Below are 17730 nucleotides of genomic sequence, written 5' to 3'. Positions count from 1 at the left end.
TAAAAAGTGGTTGTTCCCGATTAAAGGTGAACAACCACTTTTTTAGTATTCTGTTATAAGAATCTTACATCTTCATACCCATTTTATCGTAAGATTCCATGCCACCCAACCATAAATCTTTGGTATCAACATTGTTTTCCTTGGCAAATGCATTCATCAAGGTATCCATGTCCATTAATTTATAAGTCTTTGGATGTTCTGGATCAAACGACTCAATTTGAGCCATCATGCCACCATCTTCATGTTCAATGATATGACAGTGATACATGTAAACACCAGTATACTCAAATCGCACTTTGATCTGCACATGCTCATCAGGATTAACACTAACCGTATCTTTCCACCCATGTTCATTCGCATAAGGAGCGTGACCATTTCGAGAAACAACTAAAAACTGGGTTCCGTGAATATGGAACGGATGAATCATGCCACCCACCATATCGTTAGTATTGGTGATGTCCCAGACCACCACATCCCCAACTTTTTGCCGAGCATCAATTCGTTGCATCTCAAACTTCTTACCATCAATCGCCACTTCTTCATCCATGCCAGACATTACTACATGGCGAACGTCAGTCCCAGGTGTTACAGGGAGTTCGGGGTCATCAATCAAACGCTCAGGTAGTTTGGTATCATCTTTGGCAAAGCTATGAATCCGGAAACGAACTAAAGGCACATCATCGGACATCAAAGCCACTTCATCGCCATCATGATAGCCTTCAAAATTAACGATGAACTCATCTCGTTCAGCACAAGTAATCATGACTTTTTTAAAGTAAACGGGTTTTGGCATAATGCCACCATCAGAAGCCACTTGGGCAAATTCCAGTCCATCATTAAAGTGTAAACGAAATTCTCGGCGATTAGCGCCATCTAACACACGCAAACGCACCCGCTGTGTTGTGACATCGATGTATGGATTAATTGTACCGTTAATCATGGCAGTTTTTCCTTGAACGCCATCGGGATCGTAATCTGCTTGATAATTCCACTGATTGTCTTCATGGAAATTACGGTCTTGGAGCACAATGGGAAAATCATCAACGCCGTAGTTTCTAGGCAATGGTAGTTTTGCTTCAACATCATCAGTCACTACAACCGGTGTTGCAAGGCCATGCCAAACCTGTTGTGCGGTCGATGGGCAAGGATGGGCATGTAGCCAAAGCGTTGCCGCCGGTTGATCACATACGAATTCAATGTCACTAGATTCACCCGGATAAACTGGCGCATGACAACCGCCATCAATGTAAGGCCCTGGCACATTAAGACCATGCCAATGAAAAGTCGTTAGTTCATGAAGGTCATTTTTTAACGTGATATGAATTTTTTTGCCGCGCTTAAAAACAATCGTCTTTCCTAATAAGGCACCATTATATCCCCAGGTCTTCGTCTTAGGCCCAGGTAAGAGCTGTGTTTCACCCTCTTCGGCGATCACCGTGTAATACATATCCGTGTCTGTTTCCTTATCAGGTTCTAAAATTGCCGGTACCCGTAATTTTTGTTGCGGTGCCGTCGATTCTTCAAGCGGCACATACCCACCATCATGCGTATTCCATGCTGGTTCATCAAAAAAATAATCATCATAAACTTGCTTTGTCATTATTTTCAAGCCTTCTTTTAGAATTATTTGTTTCTAGAATCATTCTAACTTGTCACTCACTCAATTTCAACCCGTCTCTAATTAAACTACGAAGTTTTTATCGAATGACTAACACCGAAATTGGTGAGTATTGAGCCATGTAAGAAGCCTGGCTACCAAAGTAACGGGCAACCCCAGCTTTGGAAGAAGACCCGATTACCAACAAATCTGGGTCCACATGTGGAATGACATCTTTGACAATTGTTTCTCCAGCGTCTCCTTCAGCTGTGAAGGTTTCCACTTTTTTAATGCCAAAATCTTCTGCAATCTTTCGATACCCTTGTAGGTGCTTTTCCAAATCATCACGCTTGTTTTGAATATAGTCTTTGTTTAAAGCTTGGTAAATATTGATTTCATCTTCTTCTAAAATCGAAACAATATCGAGCTCAGCCTTGTCTTGTTTAGCCCGGTTCATGGCAAATCGAAACGCTAACTGCGCATCTGGGGAATCATCAACCCCAACTAAAATTTTTGAAAAACGTTTTGGATCTAAGTGACTTGCACTCATTTTGAATTCCCCCAATAGGTTATAAATTTTATACCCTAATTATAACATTGAATTCCCTTTTCAACGACTAAAGGGCTTACAATTCGATTAAAAAACTAGAAAATTTTAGAGAACCAGCCCTAAAACTTTCTAGTTTACTTAATTACCGATTGATTGCCTTAATAAATTTTAGAAAACCAGTTTGCCCATCACTGGTCCGTTTAAAGACCCCAGCATCTTCTAACACTCTTAAAAAGACGTGCCCAACTTCTTGATTCAAAATTTCTTGGACATTTGTGTCTGTGATTGTATGCCGTTGTTTCACTTCGTCAGCCCAATTCTTATGGTATGCCTTCATTTGATTAGGTTGCGCTAATAAATAACGTTGAACTTCTTGTAACTCTGTTTTTAAACGTGCCGGCAGAATTGCGCGACCCATTACTTCAATCAGACCGATATTTTCTTTTTTGATGTGTTGCACATCAGCATGAGGATGAAAGATTCCATCTGGATACTGCTTGGAAGTTTGATTATCTCGTAAAACTAAATCCATCTCAAATTGACCTGCTCGTTTTCGAACAATCGGCGTAATCGTGTGATGATTGATCCCCTCTGTTTCACACTGAATTTGGCGGTCTGGATCACGATACTTTCGCCATGTATCGAGAATGTGGGTAGCAGCGTTCACTAACTCGCCTTCATCTTCACTTGCAAGGCGAATCACTGACATTGGCCATTTCACAATTCCTGCCTGAACGTCAGGATAGTCACCCAATTTGAAAGATGTTTCAACTTTTGCCATGGCCATCGGAAAATTGTGTTTCCCGCCTTGATAGTGATCATGGCTTAACATCGAACCTCCCACAATTGGCAAATCAGCATTACTCCCAACAAAATATTCAGGAAACAGTTTCGTGAGCGCCACTAAGTTTTGAAACGTCGATCGATCGATGTGCATTGGTCGATGTGCTTCAGAAATGAAAATACAGTGTTCCGCAAAATACGCATATGGTGAATATTGAAATCCCCATGTTTCACCATCTAGCAACAAACGAACGATCCGATGATTAGCTCGGGCCAGATACCCAACGTGGCCTTCATATCCCTCGTTTTCCATACATAACTGGCATTGTGGGTAACTAGTTGATTGCTGCGTTTGAGCTAGGGCAATTGCGCGCGGATCCTTTTCAGGTTTGGATAGATTGATTGTGATTTCTAGGTTGCCATAATCTGTTGCAACCGGAAATTCAATATTTTTAGCTATCGCCCGAGTTTTAATATAGTCATTATGCTGGCTTAACTGATAAAAGTAAGTTGTGGCCGCTGAAGCACTTTTTTGATAAAGATTCCAAAATTTGGCGTTCACTTGAGACGGTGTGGGAGTCGCAAAATTCATTAAATCAGCGCCTAATATTTCCCGTTCTGTAGGGTTATCTTCAATTTTTTTATTTTGGATAGCCATCTCGATCAAAGCATCGTGAATTTCCAAAAAATTACTGGGATGTTTTTCAAGCTGAGGATCAGTTTCACCCACTAATGCGTAGATCCGATTTACGAGATACTGCCGATCTAACTCTTGGTAGGGTCCTTGCTCCAAAACTTTGGTCACAAAATTTTCAACGATATTTTCCAACTGCCCTTACTCCTTTTGTAATTGTTGGGGGCCATCCGCAATTTCGGCCACATAGAAATCAGGCGCATATCCAATCACGGCTTGGTAATTGCGACCTACACGCTCTTCGAAAGTTTTAACCGCAGGCTTTTGAACCAGGGCAATGGCACAACCACCATAACCGCCACCGATCATGCGGGCCCCTAAAACACCATCTTGTTCCCAAGCAGTATGTACCAAAGTATCCAGCTCCTTACCGGTCACTTCAAAATCATATTGAAGGGATACATGAGAAGCGTTAACTAGCCGACCAAATTTAGCCAGGTCTTTCGTTTGCAGCGCTGTAACGGCCTCACCAACTCGCTGATTTTCAAACACAGCATGACGTGCACGCTTGAGCAGTGGTTCACTTTGAATGAGATAACTGTATTCGTCAAACGTTTCTTTATCTAGCGCTCCCAAGGTGGGGATATCGATACCGGTTTGCAATTGAGCTAGAGCTTCATCACATTCACGCCGGTGTTCATTATACTTAGAATCTGCCAGCTCACGGCGTTTGTTGGTGTTCATAATGATGATGACGTACTCACCTAGTTTAAGTGGTACGTGCTCATATTCAAGCGTATTGGTATCCAACAAAACCGCGTTATCTTTTTTACCCATTTCAACGGCAAACTGGTCCATAATTCCTGAGTTTAGACCAATAAATTCATTTTCGACTTTTACACCAAATTTCACCATGTCAATCGGGGCCACCTGGAGATCAAACTCTGTTTGCAGAATTTTTCCAAACAACATTTCTAGGGATGCTGACGAGGACAAACCCGCACCGTCAGGCAAATTACCTTCTATGTACACATTTAACCCATGCGTAATTTGGTTTCCCGCTTCGATTAAATATCGCAGCATTCCCTTTGGATAATTCGTCCAAACATTTCCAACTTTTTCTTGAATTTCATCCGTTCCCAGCGTTAATACTTGCATCCCTTGATCAGCAAAATTGGCCGAATATAAATGGAATTCATTATCAGACCGGGAGCTTACTGCTGCATAAGTCCCTAAACTAATCGCACATGGAAAAACGCGGCCGCCATTATAATCTGTATGTTCCCCAATTAAATTAATGCGTCCTGGGGCAAAATAATAGGTCTCGGCATTACTGTTAAACGCAGCTTCAAAGCCACCTTCTAAATTTTGAGTAGAAATTCCTGTATTCATAATAAGACTCCTTTGTTTTTAAAGCGCTATCATAATTTGTGAAATAAAAATGCTTCAAAGACGGCTTCTTTTTCTTAATTATCCACCCTTTGAAGCACCATTTGAATTATTCCCAAGTAATTGCTTCGACACCGTTTGGGCGATTCTTTTCAGTAATCAAATAGCTAATTGCCCCGCGAAATGACAGCATCCCCACTAACCCTTTTTCGCTAAATTTAATTGTTGAGCCAGAAGACATATGGGCCAATAAATCTTTCTCAGCATCCTCAAGGCCTTCATAGTCTCGGTAAAATGTGACAACGCGGCCATTTTCATAAGATAATTTGAATTCGAATTGTGTCAATTGATAAACTCCTCTTCTTTTTTAAGGTTATATTCATCATACCATTTTTAAACTACTAATTATTATAAAAACAGGTTGCTGATACTTCATTTAGACGCATCGCAACCTTGTTTTAGCTTAATTTGTTATTAAGATCTGTTCGTATCAGCAAAACATCACAGTTGGCGACCCGCACAACGTAATCTGCAACCGAACCAATCATTGTCCGCTGCATGGCATTCATACCGGTGGCTCCCATCATAATCAAATCACTATGCAATTCTTCTGGAGCCAACTTTGCAATGATCTTTCCAGCATTCCCGGACTCCACAGAAATCGAGACATCATCAAAATCATATTTTTCCTTAATGGTGTCTCTCAACATTTCTACGTATTCTTGCGTTCGGTGATAAGTAATATCTAGATAATCTGTATTTGACCCCATATGACCATAAACATCTAAAAATCGGCTAGTCTGAATTATTGAAACAATGTCTAAATGAGCTTGATTGCGTTTAGCTGTAAACACGGCTTTGGTCACTGCCAATTCAGCATTTTTCGAACCATCAACCGGAACGAGAATTTTTTTATATTGCATCGGGTTACACCTCTCATACTTTTAATCTGTTAAGTTGATTATAGTCAATCTGAGGCTGTAGCGCTACCATTTGAGAAAAAAACACGCAATTTTAAACTGTTTTAAAATCGAATCACATCTACTAATTTAAATTTCCGTTGGTCATACGTAAATTTAAAAATACTACAATTCGAAAATCCACTCTTCAAAACGTCTGTCGGGTCCTGCAGCATTTCCAAGAAGTTCACACAGGCACCAGCATGTGAAACGGCCAAAACATTTTGATGATCCGGCTTATCCATAATGTCAGTTAATGTTTCTAGCATTCGTTTACCAACCGCTTTGGATGATTCGCCCCCAAAAGGGAGGAAAAAAGTTTCATAATCTTTAAGGATTGTTGGATTGAGCTTTTCGCTCTCGCCCTCATAAACACCAAAATTCATTTCCTTCAGCCCTTTTAGCCTTTGATAGGGCATGCGATTCTTCAAGGCAATTTCAATTGTGTCGCAACTGCGCTCTGATGTTGAACTATATGCATGATCAATTGGTAATTTATCCAAGTATTCACCCGCAACTTTAGCCTGTTGAATACCGGTCTTCGTAAGCGGTGAATCACACCAACCTTGAATTTTTCCAAGTGCATTAAAAAGTGTTTCTCCATGTCGCATTAAATACAGTGTTTTCGCCATTGATTACTCATCCTCTTTTAGCATGAAATCGTTTTACTTATCAACTCATAAATTAAGTCAAACAGATATTTACAAATAATTCAAGCACGTATTAATATTTAATAAAAAAGTCTTAAGCACAAGCGCCCTGCAGACCAGCAGGCGTTTGATGTTTAAGGCTTTTTTAGGAGAAACTACTAAGATCTCAGGACATTATTTATCCATCGTATCCGCTAATTCTTTAAACCACTCCGCACTCTTTTTGACATATCGTTTCTGAGTGTCGAAATCAACATAAAATAATCCGTAATGCTTATTGTACCCATTTGCCCAAGAAAACTGATCTTGTAAGGACCAAACGAAGTATCCTTGAACATCAACGCCCTCACTACGAGCTTTCAATAAAGCTGCAACGTGTTGATCAATGTAATCAATTCTTGGTTCATCTTCAATTACTTGATCTTCACTTACAAATTTATCTTTATAGCCCAAACCATTTTCAGTAATATAAATAGTTTTAGAGTTAGGATACTCTTTTGCAACACGTTTCAAGATATCGTACAAACCTTCTGGATAAATATTCCAATCCCAATCAGTAGTTGGAACTCCTGGTTTTTGTACAATCTGTCCCACACCATGGAAACTAAAGGATGAAGAATCCTTATCACCAGTTCCGTTAAATTTATTACCACTTGGGCCGTCGTAAGCCTGAATAAACTGTGATTGATAATAATTCATCCCAAAATAGTCATTTTGAGTAGAAGCTTTTTTCAAGATATCCATATCACCATCTTGAATATCAAGTTTGGCGTTATTTTTATCCAAAATTTCGTTAATCAAGCTCATGGTTTCATCGGAATATTCACCAAGGAAAGTCCCATCGAGTAAAAATCGATTAATAAACGCATCGTATAAAGCAGCGGCATGTTTATTTTCAGGTGTCTCAGTAATTGGATAAATTGGCTGCAAAACGTGAATCAACCCAATTCGACCATCTAAATTCAATGATTTGTACAAATTAACGGCCTTTGCATGTGCTAAAAGTTCATTGTGCTGAGCTTGAATAGCACTTGTCACATCAAAATGATGGTTAGGCGGAAAGTTTCCTGCAATATATTGAGAAAGAGAAAGTGAAATTAATTCATTAATTGTGAACCAGTTTTTTACCTCAGTAAATTCTTTAAAACAGAACTCAGCATACTTCACGAAGTAATCAATATTTTTACGATTTAACCAATCGCCTTGGTCAAAAAGTGTTTTTGGCGAATCAAAATGATGTAATGAAACATATGGTGTAACACCATTCTCGATACAAGTTTTGAATAATTCGTGATAATATTTCACACCCGCTTGGTTAGGTTCACCATACCCATCTGGGAAGATCCGTGTCCAAGCAATGGAAACTCGAATCGCATTTAAACCATACTTATGCGATAATTTTACATCTTCTGGATAACGATGATAAAAGTCACTTGCAGGATCAGGAGAGAACCGACCTTGCGCTTTCAAGTAGTCGTCCCACATAGTCTTGCCTTTCCCATCGACTTTGGTTGCGCCTTCAACTTGATAGGCAGCTGTGGCACCACCCCAAACGAAATTTTTTGGTAAAGATTTTACTCTATTTAACATATTAACCTCCTAGTGTTAAGCAGTTGGTGTTGGAGTCTGTGTAGGTTTCTCAGTATCCTCTGATTCGCCTTTTAATTTACCGACAATGAATTCCAAAGCCTTATCTGCATGTCTTGTTAGATCGATATACTGTTTACCAGTCGTTGTAATCATTTTGACATTGGCTTTATCGGTCTCTAGTTTTAATGAATCACGCATCGCATCCATTTGGGGTGCCAAAACAACAACATCCATGTCAGGTAACAAGTCACCATGAGCACCGTACGCTGCAGCAGCTGCTTCAACAGGTAACTCTTTTTCTTTGGCCATTTTATTTAAAGCATTGGCCAAAATACCACTAGTACCACCACCGGCACAGATAACCATAATATTTAGATTCTTTTTATCTTTTGTCATGCTAACTGGAATTTCACCACTGTCAACTTCAATAGGTGCTTCAACAGTTGTTGCAGAAATGCCTTTTGCAGCATTTTCTGCATCAGTTGCTGCTTCTTCAGCAACTTTTTGTGAATCATAGGCTTTAAAGAATGGATAGTAACAAACGACATCCATTGCTAACAAGGCCACAATTAAGATTAAAGCTTGAATTGAGAAACCAACACCCATGTATAATCCAATTGGACCTGGTGTTGTCCAAGGTAAGTTATAAACAAATCCATTCATACCAAAGAAATCAACAAAGAATTTGAACAACCAAACGTTAAAAATTGGTGTCAAAATGAATGGTAAGAAAAATACTGGGTTCAAAATCAAAGGAGCACCGAACAAAATCGGTTCATTAACACCGAAGGAAACTGGAATTGCCGAGGCTCGTCCAACAGCCTTTAGTTCTTTCGATTTCGCAAATAATGCAAACATATAAGTAATTACTAAAGTAGCACCAGTACCTCCAAGGGTAGCAACGAAATACTGGGTTCCTTGTGCAAGGATATTTGTTGCGTGTCCACCAGCCTGAAATAATTTTAAGTTAGCTTCAACGTTAGTTAAATAGATAGCTGTAACAGCTGGTTCAACAATTGATGGTCCTTGAATTCCGATAAACCAGAAGAAGGCCATTGATCCATATACAATTGCTAATCCAAAGTATCCATCAGCAGCTGTAAATAATGGAGAGAGAACTTGAATAATCCAAGCCGCTAAGTTTGCACTTGTTAATGCTCTGAATACAATATCAAATATCCAGAAGAAGAAGCTGGCAAATGCGAATGGAATAATATTTGTAAATGCAGATGAAATATTTTGTGGGACCGCATCAGGTAACTTAATTGTAATATGATGTTTAAAACAGAAAAAGTAAATGTTAGGTACAATAAATGCAACTAAGAAAGCACAAATTAAACCTTTAGTACCCATGAAAGCAGTGTTAAAGAAAAGCTCTCCTGCTTTGTTTGTAAATGGGTCAACAGCAACCAATAAGAAACTGATTTGAGCACCAAACATAACGGCAGCTTCTGGAATCTGATCAATTTTTGGTAACCGAACATTTAAATTACGTGTTAAGGCTCGTGCAACGTTTGCTGCGGCCATTAACGATAAAACACCCATTGAATAATTATAAAATCTATTTAAGTTATTACCTACATTTGTTGGCCAGTAAAAGCCCCAAATGTTTGGTACATTTGCTACTAGAATAAAAATACTTGAGAAAATAATAATTGGCATTAATGAGATAAACCCATCACGAACCGCCTGAAGATAGATATTTGCAGACAGTTTTCTAAAAAATGGTTGAGCTTTCTCAATTTGTTTAACAATCCAATTCATGAGATAACCTCCTACATTAATTTATTTCGATTTTTCGATTCCTAATTTCTTTTCGATAACATCAATTCGTTCATATTCATCAATAAAGTATTGAACTTCGTCTTTCAACATCATCGTGGTCATCAATGTATCCTGTCCATGAACCATAATGAATGTCACGTCCATATCATCACCACCAGCTTCTTTACTTAAAAGCTGTGTTTGCTCGTTATGAGCGTCAACGATGGATTGATTGGATTCTTTAAGTAATGCGCGTGCTTTTTCAAAGTTACCATCGCGTGCTTCATTGAGCGCTTTAATCAGCGCCGTTTTTGCATCTCCTGCATATGCGACGATTGCAAAACCAACCATTGATACTTCTTCTCTTGTTGCCATAATACTTTCCTCCATAACTGTTTATTCTTGAGCCTGTTCATTAATTAGTCTCTGTATATGAATAATAAAATATAGTTTTTCGTTATCACTAAGTGTTGCAGATAATTGTTTTTGCAGATTGTCATAAATTTCTTCTGCAATCTGTGTTGAATTTGGATAAGATTTTTCTAGACTTTTTTCTAAAGATTTTGTAAATGCCGAACCATGTACTTCAGATTGGTTGAGTCGATCCACCAAATATTGAAGATGAACCATTAATCGATCATAATAATTGCCATTTTCTTTAGTACGTAGAATATGATTTTGGTTCAAAATGTCTTGAACAATGTCGTTTACACTCATAGTCAGTGATTCATCAAGTTTATCGGCTCCCGGTGTGCCTTTTGCATTGATGAAATGTAAAGCAATACTCTTTGCTTCACTATGTGGTAACTGAATGTGCAAATTATTGGATATAATTTCTACTGCTTTTTCACCAATAGCATATTCAGTCGGATATTCTGTGTGCATATCAGGCACAAGACTTTCAGTATAGTTGTCTGCTTGAAGTCGTTTATAAACACCGTAAATATGATCACTTAGCGTTATATATACATAATCAAGTACTGGAAAATCAAATGCTTTCTGTGCACGTCGACTATCTCATATGTGGTAGTCACAATATCGATGGGAATATCTTTAAGCAGAAAATATAAATTTTCTCTAGATTCCGCGGTCTCCAGATAAAAGATCTTTTCTACTTTTTCAACATCAACACCTTGTCCTTTTTTCTTTTGAAAAACAATTCCTTTTCCCTTTACGATTGCCTGTCGATTATCATTTAGCTTAACCAAAGCTACATTGTTATTAAAAATCTGAACGATAGTCAACATTTTTATCACATCCTCTTTTTTGAAAAAAAATGACCACAAGCAATGAGTTGCATTGCTTGTGGTCACGCCTAATCTAATTAGTAACGATCCACAAAAACTTTATCCGTGATTACTATATCATATGATTTCTTAAATGTAAACGCTTTATTAAATAAAATTTCCTATTTTCAATGCAAAGCTTATACTACCACGCTTGAATGCTTATGAATAATCTGCATAGCCTCTCGAGCAATCGGCTGCGCAATCAATAGTTCCACAGCTAAAGCAATCGCAAAATTACGTGGCCATTTTACGAAGAATTGCTGAATTGGTGCCCAGCTAATTTGTTGACTTCCGATCCATGTTCCTAAAACAGTCATAAAAATTGAGATTAATAATACCGAACACATCCCATTAATCACCATATGAGCCGCAAAACTATCTTCTTGAGCTACAATTTTCCCCGTCAACCACCCAGCTGGCTGCTGTGTGAAAATCACAATTACCAAAACAGTTATCCACATAAATGGAATAATTGTCAAAACCTGACGCCAGGTCTGCCAACTAAATCCAATTTCAAACCCTGTGATCACAGGGGCAATAATATTCACCGAGATTGCAGAAATTAAAAACATAAATAAAACCGTTTCTTTCTTGTTCTGTGGTAACTTCATTCTAAATAACATCTAAAATCCTTCTAATTTTTTAAAACTTACCAGATTAGCCCTTAAAAGCACAAAAAATCAGCGCATGTTTTTTATAAAAAAAACATACGCTGATCAATTATACGCAGTATGAGCTCTATCTATTTCATTGTATCAAATACAGATTGAAAATTTCTAGTGTTTTTTGAAAAGAATTGAAAATCAATTCACTTTCCATATACTACCTTAAAAACTTACGGGCGATCATAACCATTTCCTCATTTGACTCTACCATTTGGTCTTTATCCCATCTAACAATCATTTGGGTTAATCCGCCGGCAACAAACGCAATCCACATTTTTGAAGTTCGATCACGGATTGTTAAAACACCTTTATCAATCAGGTCAGTAATATAGAATTGTAGTTTATCCAAAATAATCGGGGTCAAATCTGCTTGAATTAACACATTTACGGTCCCTTGATGACGTCGCATCACAGTAAAAAACGCATCCAAAAATGCCGTTAAATCATGATTGTTCATCACTTGCAGGTAACTAAAGAACTCTTGAAACACCTCGTCAAATTGATATTCTAGAATTTGTTGTTTTGATTTAAAGCTCCGATAATAAGACATCCTCGAAACTGAGGCTTGTTTACAAATATCGCTTACTGTCACTTCATCAACAGAGCGTGTTCGCATTAATTCGAACAACGCCATCACGATTTTTTGCTTGGTGTTCACACGCTTTGCCATGATTTCCCTCTTTACTATTTCTCTCTTTAAATACACCTAACGCGAGTGCTGCAGGTCGCTGGCGTTACTTATTAAAATCTCACTCACTACATAGTAGCAGCCGACCGCATTTCAAAACACCCTTCTTAGTATCATACCATTTTCCCTTAAAATTAAGTAATTTGCAGTTTTTGGCTTCATCTAGTTTTAAATACTAGATCATTGGTATATAATATCTAGTTGAAAGAGAGGATGACCAATGAAATCAACTTTAACAACTAAACAAACTCTATCAATCCGGCACGCCCAATTGTTAAACGAAATCTGGAGTGCAATTACTCATGGTTTTGGATTCATTTTGAGTATCGTCGGCACAATTTTATTACTTATTAAAGCAATGGGGCTTGGGAAACCACTCGATTTAGTTGCCTATGCGATTTATGGAGCCAGTTTGTTGGTTCTATTCTTCTCCTCCACCATGTTTCATAGTTTATATTTCACGAAAGCTAGTCATGTCTTCCAGATTCTCGATCATGACAGTATTAATTTTTTAATTGCCGGAACCTACACACCTTATTGTTTGTTGGCCATTCGTGGGCGGCTTGGTATCGGCCTTTGTATCGTTATTTGGCTTCTCGCAATTGGTGGTATTATTTTTCAATTTTTTGCCGTTGGTAAATTCAAAAAAGTTGAAACGCTAATCTACGTTTTGATGGGTTGGCTGTGTATGGTAGGTGCTAAACCGCTCTATGAAAGCCTTGGATTAATCGGTCTTTCCCTACTGGTTGCTGGTGGAGTTGCCTTTTCGCTAGGCGGATTAATTTATAACATACCTCATGTCAAATACGTCCATGTTTGGTGGCACGTCTTGGTCTTAGTAGGCGCCACACTCATGTATTTCTCCATTTTGTTGTATATTTAAGATAATCATCCACAACGGAGGACTCACATGAAACGACCAAATAATAAATTTTTACTGATTCAATATCTTCTTGGATATGTTGTAATGGCTTATTTTCTGTATAAATTTGGCTTTCCATTACCTTTAATTTTTGGACTAGTTGCCGTCAGTCTCAGTTTAGCCGGTGGCTCGATGTATTTATCGAAACATTATAGTCGTCGTAATCTTTTATTGATGTTGCTGGTCATTTTGATTGGAACTGGCTTATTATTTTTGATGTTTAGAAACTTTTATTAAGTTACATGTAGGCCTTATGTAAGCGTTTTCTAAAACTAATAGACCATGCTACACTATGCTTGTAATGTCAGACTACCCAATAAGAGTTTTAAGTTTCGTAAATTTGAATGAAGGCGATTATAATGATTACGCGTATCTTAATTGGTACTGTGAGTATTTTAATTGGTTTGTTTCAGTTTTACAACGTATATACCAGTTGGAAAACATTACGAGTAAAGATGACAGCTGGTACATCTGTTTTTATGCCGTTTGCCCTTTGGTACAGCATATTTTTCGGCCTACTCCTGATTGGTCTGGGTGTTGCTGCATTACTTTAAAAAATAGAGAGTTCACCAAATTTTGGTGACTCTCTATTTTTTAATTTAACGGCCTCACTAGATACACCTCAGGACAAAATCCCTTTAAACTATTCACTAAATGCTGGGCCCGACTTTCTTTGTGACAAATTCCAAATACCGTTGGCCCAGTACCACTCATCTGAGCCGCATCAGCACCATATCGTAACATCCGATCTTTTAGTTGGAGAATTTGCGGATGCAACTGCCCTGTGATGGGTTCTAAAACATTGCCCACATTAGCACAGATTTCCGCAAAATCATTTTGTTTAATTCCTGCTAAAATCCCATCGATTTCCAAATGGTTTAAACTTTTGTGATCAATTTGGCGCAAAATTTTAGGTGTCGAAACACTTAATTTTGGTTTAGCAATCACAAAATACATCGCTGGTAATTGGCGTAACAGTTGCACTTTTTCGCCCTTCCCGTACACATAGGCGGTTTGACTGTATACACAATATGGAACATCCGAATCAATTCGCAGGCCTAGCTTGGCTAGCTGCTCACGCGAAATACCCAAATTCCATAAATTATTCAATCCACGCAACACGGCGGCTGCATCTGAAGAACCACCACCCATACCAGCCGCGACCGGAATATTTTTCTTAATCCGAATCTTAGCGCCTGCCTGCACATGAAACTCCTGTTGAAGCAGTTTAGCGGCTTGATAGGCAAGGTTACGACTGTCATTAGGTAAAAAGCCTGTATCCGTATGCACGCTAATGGCGCGTTTACCAGGCTTGGTCTCTATCTTCACATAATCAGCCAGATCGACCGACGTCATGACCATATTCCATTCTTGAAGTCCATCCGAGTGATTATAAGGTGTATCCAAAAACAAGTTGAGTTTGGCTGGGGCCTTTTCCGTTGTCTCCATTTAATCACCTAGTTTGTTAATCCAGTATTTTATCACAATTATACTTAAAAACTGGGCAAAGTACCAGCGTGGGTCTAGTTTAACTAAAAAAAGCCAACTAAAAAATCTGTTGGCTTTCATTTCATGCATGCATCAAATAGTTTAAAGTGACCGTTCCAGCTGCTTTAGCTGCAATTAACAGGCACTTTTCATTCATCATAAAATCTGGACTATGATGGGGGTGATTGGCATGATCATCTGTCATGCAGCCCACGTAAAAGAAACAACTGGGGACTTTTTGCGCAAAGTAAGCAAAATCTTCAGAAGGATCTTGCGGCCCACAATCCGAAACTTCAGTAACTTCAGGTAGATTTGCAGCTTTCAAGCTAGTCACCACTTGATCTGTTAGCTTAGGATCATTCACAAGGACTGGATAGTTGTCATCATAATCTAGTTCAGCCGTGACACCAAACATCGACTCAACCCCATGAATAATTTGCTCAATTTGTTTTCTGACCAGTTTTCTCGTTGATTCTTTCATCACGCGGACATCCCCTTTAAGAGTGACAGACTCCTTAATAGCGTTATATGAACCTACCCCATCGAATGACCCAATTGTGACACTAGCTGTATCAAACGGATTAATTCTACGAGCCACAATCGTTTGTAGAGCGGTCACAAAGTAACTTCCGGCTACAATCGCATCGTTAGACAAATGAGGCATTGAGGCATGACCGCCTTTACCAGTAAATTTAACCGTGAAATTAGAACGGCCCGTTTGCGTTTCACCAAAGTGATAACCAATCATGCCGGTCTCCATTGAAGACATCACGTGAATTCCAACCACATTATCCACGTTTTTTAAAACGTCATCTGCAATCATGGATTGTGCGCCACCTGGAGAAACCTCCTCAGCTGGTTGGTGAATGATCCGGATTGATCCTTTTAAGCGATCTTTTAAGGCAATTAAATGTTTCGCTAACACCATAAGATAAGCCGTATGCCCATCATGGCCACACGCGTGCATCACTCCGGGTACTTGTGATTTAAAGGACAAATCATTATCTTCTTGAATAGCTAATGCGTCAAAATCTGCGCGCAATCCAAGTTTTGGACCTGAATGACCGCTATCAATATCCACCACAAAACCATACCCATCACCATAATCCGTTATCTGACAGTCTAAATCTCGATAAAACTTTTTTATGTAGGCAGCCGTTTGTTTCTCTTTAAATGAAATTTCTGGATGGGCATGCAAATAGCGCCGAATCTCAATCATTTCATCTTCAGAGTCTTCTAAATGGTGCATTAATTCATTTTGTAAATCCATAGTTTTTTAAATTCTCCCTATTTTTGGCAAAATAAAAAGACCTTCAAGGCCCAATTATTTTTTATTGGCTCTATACTTTTTCCTGTTGATGAACTACCAATGTGGTAATCTATTAACAGGATTTTTTTGAAAAAAAAAGAGGCCCACAGGTCCCCACACACAAAAAAATCCACCCACTACAGCATCATCAAAGGATGTGAGAAACCATGAACCCTATAGATAATAATATAAAATTTTCACTCAGTATTAAAGACCCAAATGTTATTTTTTTCAGTTATAAGCATCAATTCATAAAATCAAAACCTGCTAAAGTCTATGTTGCCAATGTAAAAGCCACTTATACAAGGTGTCCTCAATGTGGTTTTGAAAACTTTAGTCATAACGGACACTATGTGTCACGCGTTTCATATCCGTCGGCCAACGCTAGTGAGCCCGTCTATCTTGAACTTCATAAAGAACGATTAATCTGTAAAAATTGTGGAAACTCGGTAATGGCAACAACAGACCTCGTCAATAAGTATTGTAATATTTCCAAAGCTACCAGACAAAAAATATTCATGCATCTTCAGGATGATCGTACTCAGACTAGTATTGCTTTAGACAATAGTGTTTCTCCCAGTACCGTTTGTCGCTATTTAGACAACTATGATGATCTATTTCGGAGAAATTATCATTCTTTACCTGAGCACTTATCTATGGATGAATTTCGTGGTGTTGGCGGCGATTTCCACTTTCTTTGTATTAACGGTGATGGTGATCATGAAATTCAACAGATCCTACCGGATCGCTTTAAACAAACTATTATTGATTACTTTAATAAGTTTGACAGCACCGCTAGAAAGCAAGTAAAGACAGTTTCTCTGGACCTTAATAGTTACTATCAAGATATCGCCAGATTGGTATTTCCAAATGCCAAAATAATTGTCGATCGTTTTCATATTGTTGCGATGATGACTAGATCTTTTAACCAAAGTCGCGTTCAAATTATGAAAGAATACAAGAAACAATCCAAGGAATATCGGATGCTTAAATTCTCCTGGAAACTTTATTTAAAACACTTCGATGAGCTTGAGATTAAAAAAACATTTTTCGATCGACACCTTAGGAAACAAGTAACTCAACTCGAAAGAGTTCAGTTAGGTCTAGATGTTGATGAAAGACTGTTAAATACTTATAACGCCATGCAAGGCATTATGATATGTCTTAAAAATCACGACAAAGATGGTCTTGTTCAATATTTATATAACAACGATAAGCTTAGCTCGCAAATGAAAGATGTTTTAACCACATTTAAAAAGAATCTTGAAATAGTCCTCAATGCCAGTGAATCAAAGTATTCTAATGGTCCAATTGAAGGGATCAATAGAATGATTAAGCAAATTCAAAGAACTGCCTTCGGTTTCCGAAATTATCACCACTTAGTTTCAAGAGTTAAATTACAACAAATGAGAACCAAACCAAACAAAAAGACACTGTTAGAAGTTGCATAACT

At 38.3% G+C, this 17730-nt stretch carries 18 protein-coding genes and 1 pseudogene; 4 read left to right on the top strand and 15 right to left on the bottom strand.

Annotation, left to right across the window (positions count from 1 at the left end; all coding sequences use genetic code 11):
* Positions 1-64: 64 nt before the first annotated feature.
* The 13 genes and pseudogenes from PI20285_RS00415 to PI20285_RS00355 all read right to left on the bottom strand — a co-directional run bounded on the left by PI20285_RS00415 (position 65) and on the right by PI20285_RS00355 (position 12540).
* On the bottom strand, positions 65-1600 hold the full coding sequence (locus PI20285_RS00415; RefSeq protein ID WP_057774208.1) for a multicopper oxidase family protein: 1536 nt from the start codon (positions 1598-1600) through the stop codon (positions 65-67).
* A gap of 97 nt (positions 1601-1697) precedes the next feature.
* Positions 1698-2147, bottom strand: a complete 450-nt coding sequence (locus PI20285_RS00410) for a universal stress protein (protein ID WP_057774210.1) — start codon at positions 2145-2147, stop codon at positions 1698-1700.
* 142 nt (positions 2148-2289) lie between these two features.
* Complete coding sequence (locus tag PI20285_RS00405) at positions 2290-3759, bottom strand: UDP-glucose--hexose-1-phosphate uridylyltransferase (RefSeq protein ID WP_057774212.1); 1470 nt, start codon at positions 3757-3759, stop codon at positions 2290-2292.
* Between the two features lie 6 nt (positions 3760-3765).
* Positions 3766-4956 carry a galactokinase gene (locus tag PI20285_RS00400; RefSeq protein WP_057774214.1) on the bottom strand — a complete coding sequence of 397 codons (1191 nt, stop codon included), beginning with the start codon at positions 4954-4956 and terminating at the stop codon, positions 3766-3768.
* A gap of 106 nt (positions 4957-5062) precedes the next feature.
* Entirely contained in the window at positions 5063-5299 is a 237-nt protein-coding gene (locus tag PI20285_RS00395; RefSeq protein ID WP_057774216.1) for a hypothetical protein, read from the bottom strand.
* 112 nt (positions 5300-5411) lie between these two features.
* A complete protein-coding gene (locus tag PI20285_RS00390; protein ID WP_057774218.1) occupies positions 5412-5876 on the bottom strand; it encodes a universal stress protein in 465 nt (154 codons plus the stop codon).
* Between the two features lie 101 nt (positions 5877-5977).
* Positions 5978-6544, bottom strand: a complete 567-nt coding sequence (locus PI20285_RS00385) for a histidine phosphatase family protein (RefSeq protein ID WP_057774220.1) — start codon at positions 6542-6544, stop codon at positions 5978-5980.
* Positions 6545-6736: 192 nt separating this feature from the next.
* Positions 6737-8152: a 6-phospho-beta-galactosidase gene (gene lacG / locus PI20285_RS00380; protein WP_057774222.1), complete on the bottom strand. Its 1416-nt coding sequence runs from the start codon at positions 8150-8152 to the stop codon at positions 6737-6739.
* Between the two features lie 15 nt (positions 8153-8167).
* The gene (locus tag PI20285_RS00375) at positions 8168-9916 is read right to left on the bottom strand and encodes a PTS lactose transporter subunit IIBC (protein ID WP_057774224.1); all 1749 of its coding nucleotides are present in this window, start codon (positions 9914-9916) and stop codon (positions 8168-8170) included.
* A 21-nt stretch (positions 9917-9937) separates the two neighbouring features.
* Positions 9938-10291 carry a PTS lactose/cellobiose transporter subunit IIA gene (locus PI20285_RS00370; protein WP_057774227.1) on the bottom strand — a complete coding sequence of 118 codons (354 nt, stop codon included), beginning with the start codon at positions 10289-10291 and terminating at the stop codon, positions 9938-9940.
* Positions 10292-10312: 21 nt separating this feature from the next.
* Positions 10313-11163, bottom strand: a pseudogene (locus PI20285_RS00365) (PRD domain-containing protein).
* Positions 11164-11342: 179 nt separating this feature from the next.
* On the bottom strand, positions 11343-11828 hold the full coding sequence (locus PI20285_RS00360) for a DUF2798 domain-containing protein (RefSeq protein ID WP_057774230.1): 486 nt from the start codon (positions 11826-11828) through the stop codon (positions 11343-11345).
* 199 nt (positions 11829-12027) lie between these two features.
* Positions 12028-12540 carry a TetR/AcrR family transcriptional regulator gene (locus tag PI20285_RS00355; protein WP_057774234.1) on the bottom strand — a complete coding sequence of 171 codons (513 nt, stop codon included), beginning with the start codon at positions 12538-12540 and terminating at the stop codon, positions 12028-12030.
* A 238-nt stretch (positions 12541-12778) separates the two neighbouring features.
* Between PI20285_RS00355 and trhA the strand changes: the two genes are divergently transcribed.
* The 3 genes from trhA to PI20285_RS00340 all read left to right on the top strand — a co-directional run bounded on the left by trhA (position 12779) and on the right by PI20285_RS00340 (position 14034).
* Positions 12779-13441, top strand: a complete 663-nt coding sequence (gene trhA, locus PI20285_RS00350) for a PAQR family membrane homeostasis protein TrhA (protein WP_057774237.1) — start codon at positions 12779-12781, stop codon at positions 13439-13441.
* 27 nt (positions 13442-13468) lie between these two features.
* Positions 13469-13717 (top strand): hypothetical protein, encoded by a 249-nt coding sequence (locus PI20285_RS00345; protein WP_057774240.1) that lies wholly within the window; start codon positions 13469-13471, stop codon positions 13715-13717.
* A 122-nt stretch (positions 13718-13839) separates the two neighbouring features.
* The gene (locus PI20285_RS00340) at positions 13840-14034 is read left to right on the top strand and encodes a hypothetical protein (protein ID WP_057774243.1); all 195 of its coding nucleotides are present in this window, start codon (positions 13840-13842) and stop codon (positions 14032-14034) included.
* Between the two features lie 40 nt (positions 14035-14074).
* Here the strand turns inward: PI20285_RS00340 and ispE are convergent, their stop codons facing one another.
* Both ispE and PI20285_RS00330 read right to left on the bottom strand, forming a co-directional pair.
* Entirely contained in the window at positions 14075-14929 is an 855-nt protein-coding gene (ispE, locus tag PI20285_RS00335) for a 4-(cytidine 5'-diphospho)-2-C-methyl-D-erythritol kinase (RefSeq protein ID WP_057774246.1), read from the bottom strand.
* A gap of 121 nt (positions 14930-15050) precedes the next feature.
* The gene (locus PI20285_RS00330) at positions 15051-16238 is read right to left on the bottom strand and encodes an amidohydrolase (RefSeq protein WP_057774249.1); all 1188 of its coding nucleotides are present in this window, start codon (positions 16236-16238) and stop codon (positions 15051-15053) included.
* Positions 16239-16444: 206 nt separating this feature from the next.
* Between PI20285_RS00330 and PI20285_RS00325 the strand changes: the two genes are divergently transcribed.
* Positions 16445-17728: an ISL3 family transposase gene (locus tag PI20285_RS00325; RefSeq protein ID WP_010620868.1), complete on the top strand. Its 1284-nt coding sequence runs from the start codon at positions 16445-16447 to the stop codon at positions 17726-17728.
* The last annotated feature ends 2 nt before the right edge of the window (positions 17729-17730 follow it).

Source organism: Pediococcus inopinatus, from assembly GCF_002982135.1.
Taxonomy (GTDB): domain Bacteria; phylum Bacillota; class Bacilli; order Lactobacillales; family Lactobacillaceae; genus Pediococcus; species Pediococcus inopinatus.
The sequence above is the reverse complement of the archived record's forward strand: the minus strand, read 5'-3'. Positions and strand labels throughout refer to the sequence as shown.

Bases quoted from the DNA above. Each gene is read 5' to 3' on its own strand.
- PI20285_RS00410 (WP_057774210.1), bottom strand. From the start codon at position 2,147: ATGAGTGCAAGTCACTTAGATCCAAAACGTTTTTCAAAAATTTTAGTT.
- PI20285_RS00325 (WP_010620868.1), top strand. From the start codon at position 16,445: ATGAACCCTATAGATAATAATATAAAATTTTCACTCAGTATTAAAGAC.
- PI20285_RS00360 (WP_057774230.1), bottom strand. From the start codon at position 11,828: ATGTTATTTAGAATGAAGTTACCACAGAACAAGAAAGAAACGGTTTTA.
- ispE (WP_057774246.1), bottom strand. From the start codon at position 14,929: ATGGAGACAACGGAAAAGGCCCCAGCCAAACTCAACTTGTTTTTGGAT.
- PI20285_RS00400 (WP_057774214.1), bottom strand. From the start codon at position 4,956: ATGAATACAGGAATTTCTACTCAAAATTTAGAAGGTGGCTTTGAAGCT.
- PI20285_RS00375 (WP_057774224.1), bottom strand. From the start codon at position 9,916: ATGAATTGGATTGTTAAACAAATTGAGAAAGCTCAACCATTTTTTAGA.
- PI20285_RS00330 (WP_057774249.1), bottom strand. From the start codon at position 16,238: ATGGATTTACAAAATGAATTAATGCACCATTTAGAAGACTCTGAAGAT.
- lacG (WP_057774222.1), bottom strand. From the start codon at position 8,152: ATGTTAAATAGAGTAAAATCTTTACCAAAAAATTTCGTTTGGGGTGGT.
- PI20285_RS00370 (WP_057774227.1), bottom strand. From the start codon at position 10,291: ATGGCAACAAGAGAAGAAGTATCAATGGTTGGTTTTGCAATCGTCGCA.
- PI20285_RS00355 (WP_057774234.1), bottom strand. From the start codon at position 12,540: ATGGCAAAGCGTGTGAACACCAAGCAAAAAATCGTGATGGCGTTGTTC.
- PI20285_RS00390 (WP_057774218.1), bottom strand. From the start codon at position 5,876: ATGCAATATAAAAAAATTCTCGTTCCGGTTGATGGTTCGAAAAATGCT.
- trhA (WP_057774237.1), top strand. From the start codon at position 12,779: ATGAAATCAACTTTAACAACTAAACAAACTCTATCAATCCGGCACGCC.
- PI20285_RS00415 (WP_057774208.1), bottom strand. From the start codon at position 1,600: ATGACAAAGCAAGTTTATGATGATTATTTTTTTGATGAACCAGCATGG.
- PI20285_RS00345 (WP_057774240.1), top strand. From the start codon at position 13,469: ATGAAACGACCAAATAATAAATTTTTACTGATTCAATATCTTCTTGGA.
- PI20285_RS00385 (WP_057774220.1), bottom strand. From the start codon at position 6,544: ATGGCGAAAACACTGTATTTAATGCGACATGGAGAAACACTTTTTAAT.
- PI20285_RS00340 (WP_057774243.1), top strand. From the start codon at position 13,840: ATGATTACGCGTATCTTAATTGGTACTGTGAGTATTTTAATTGGTTTG.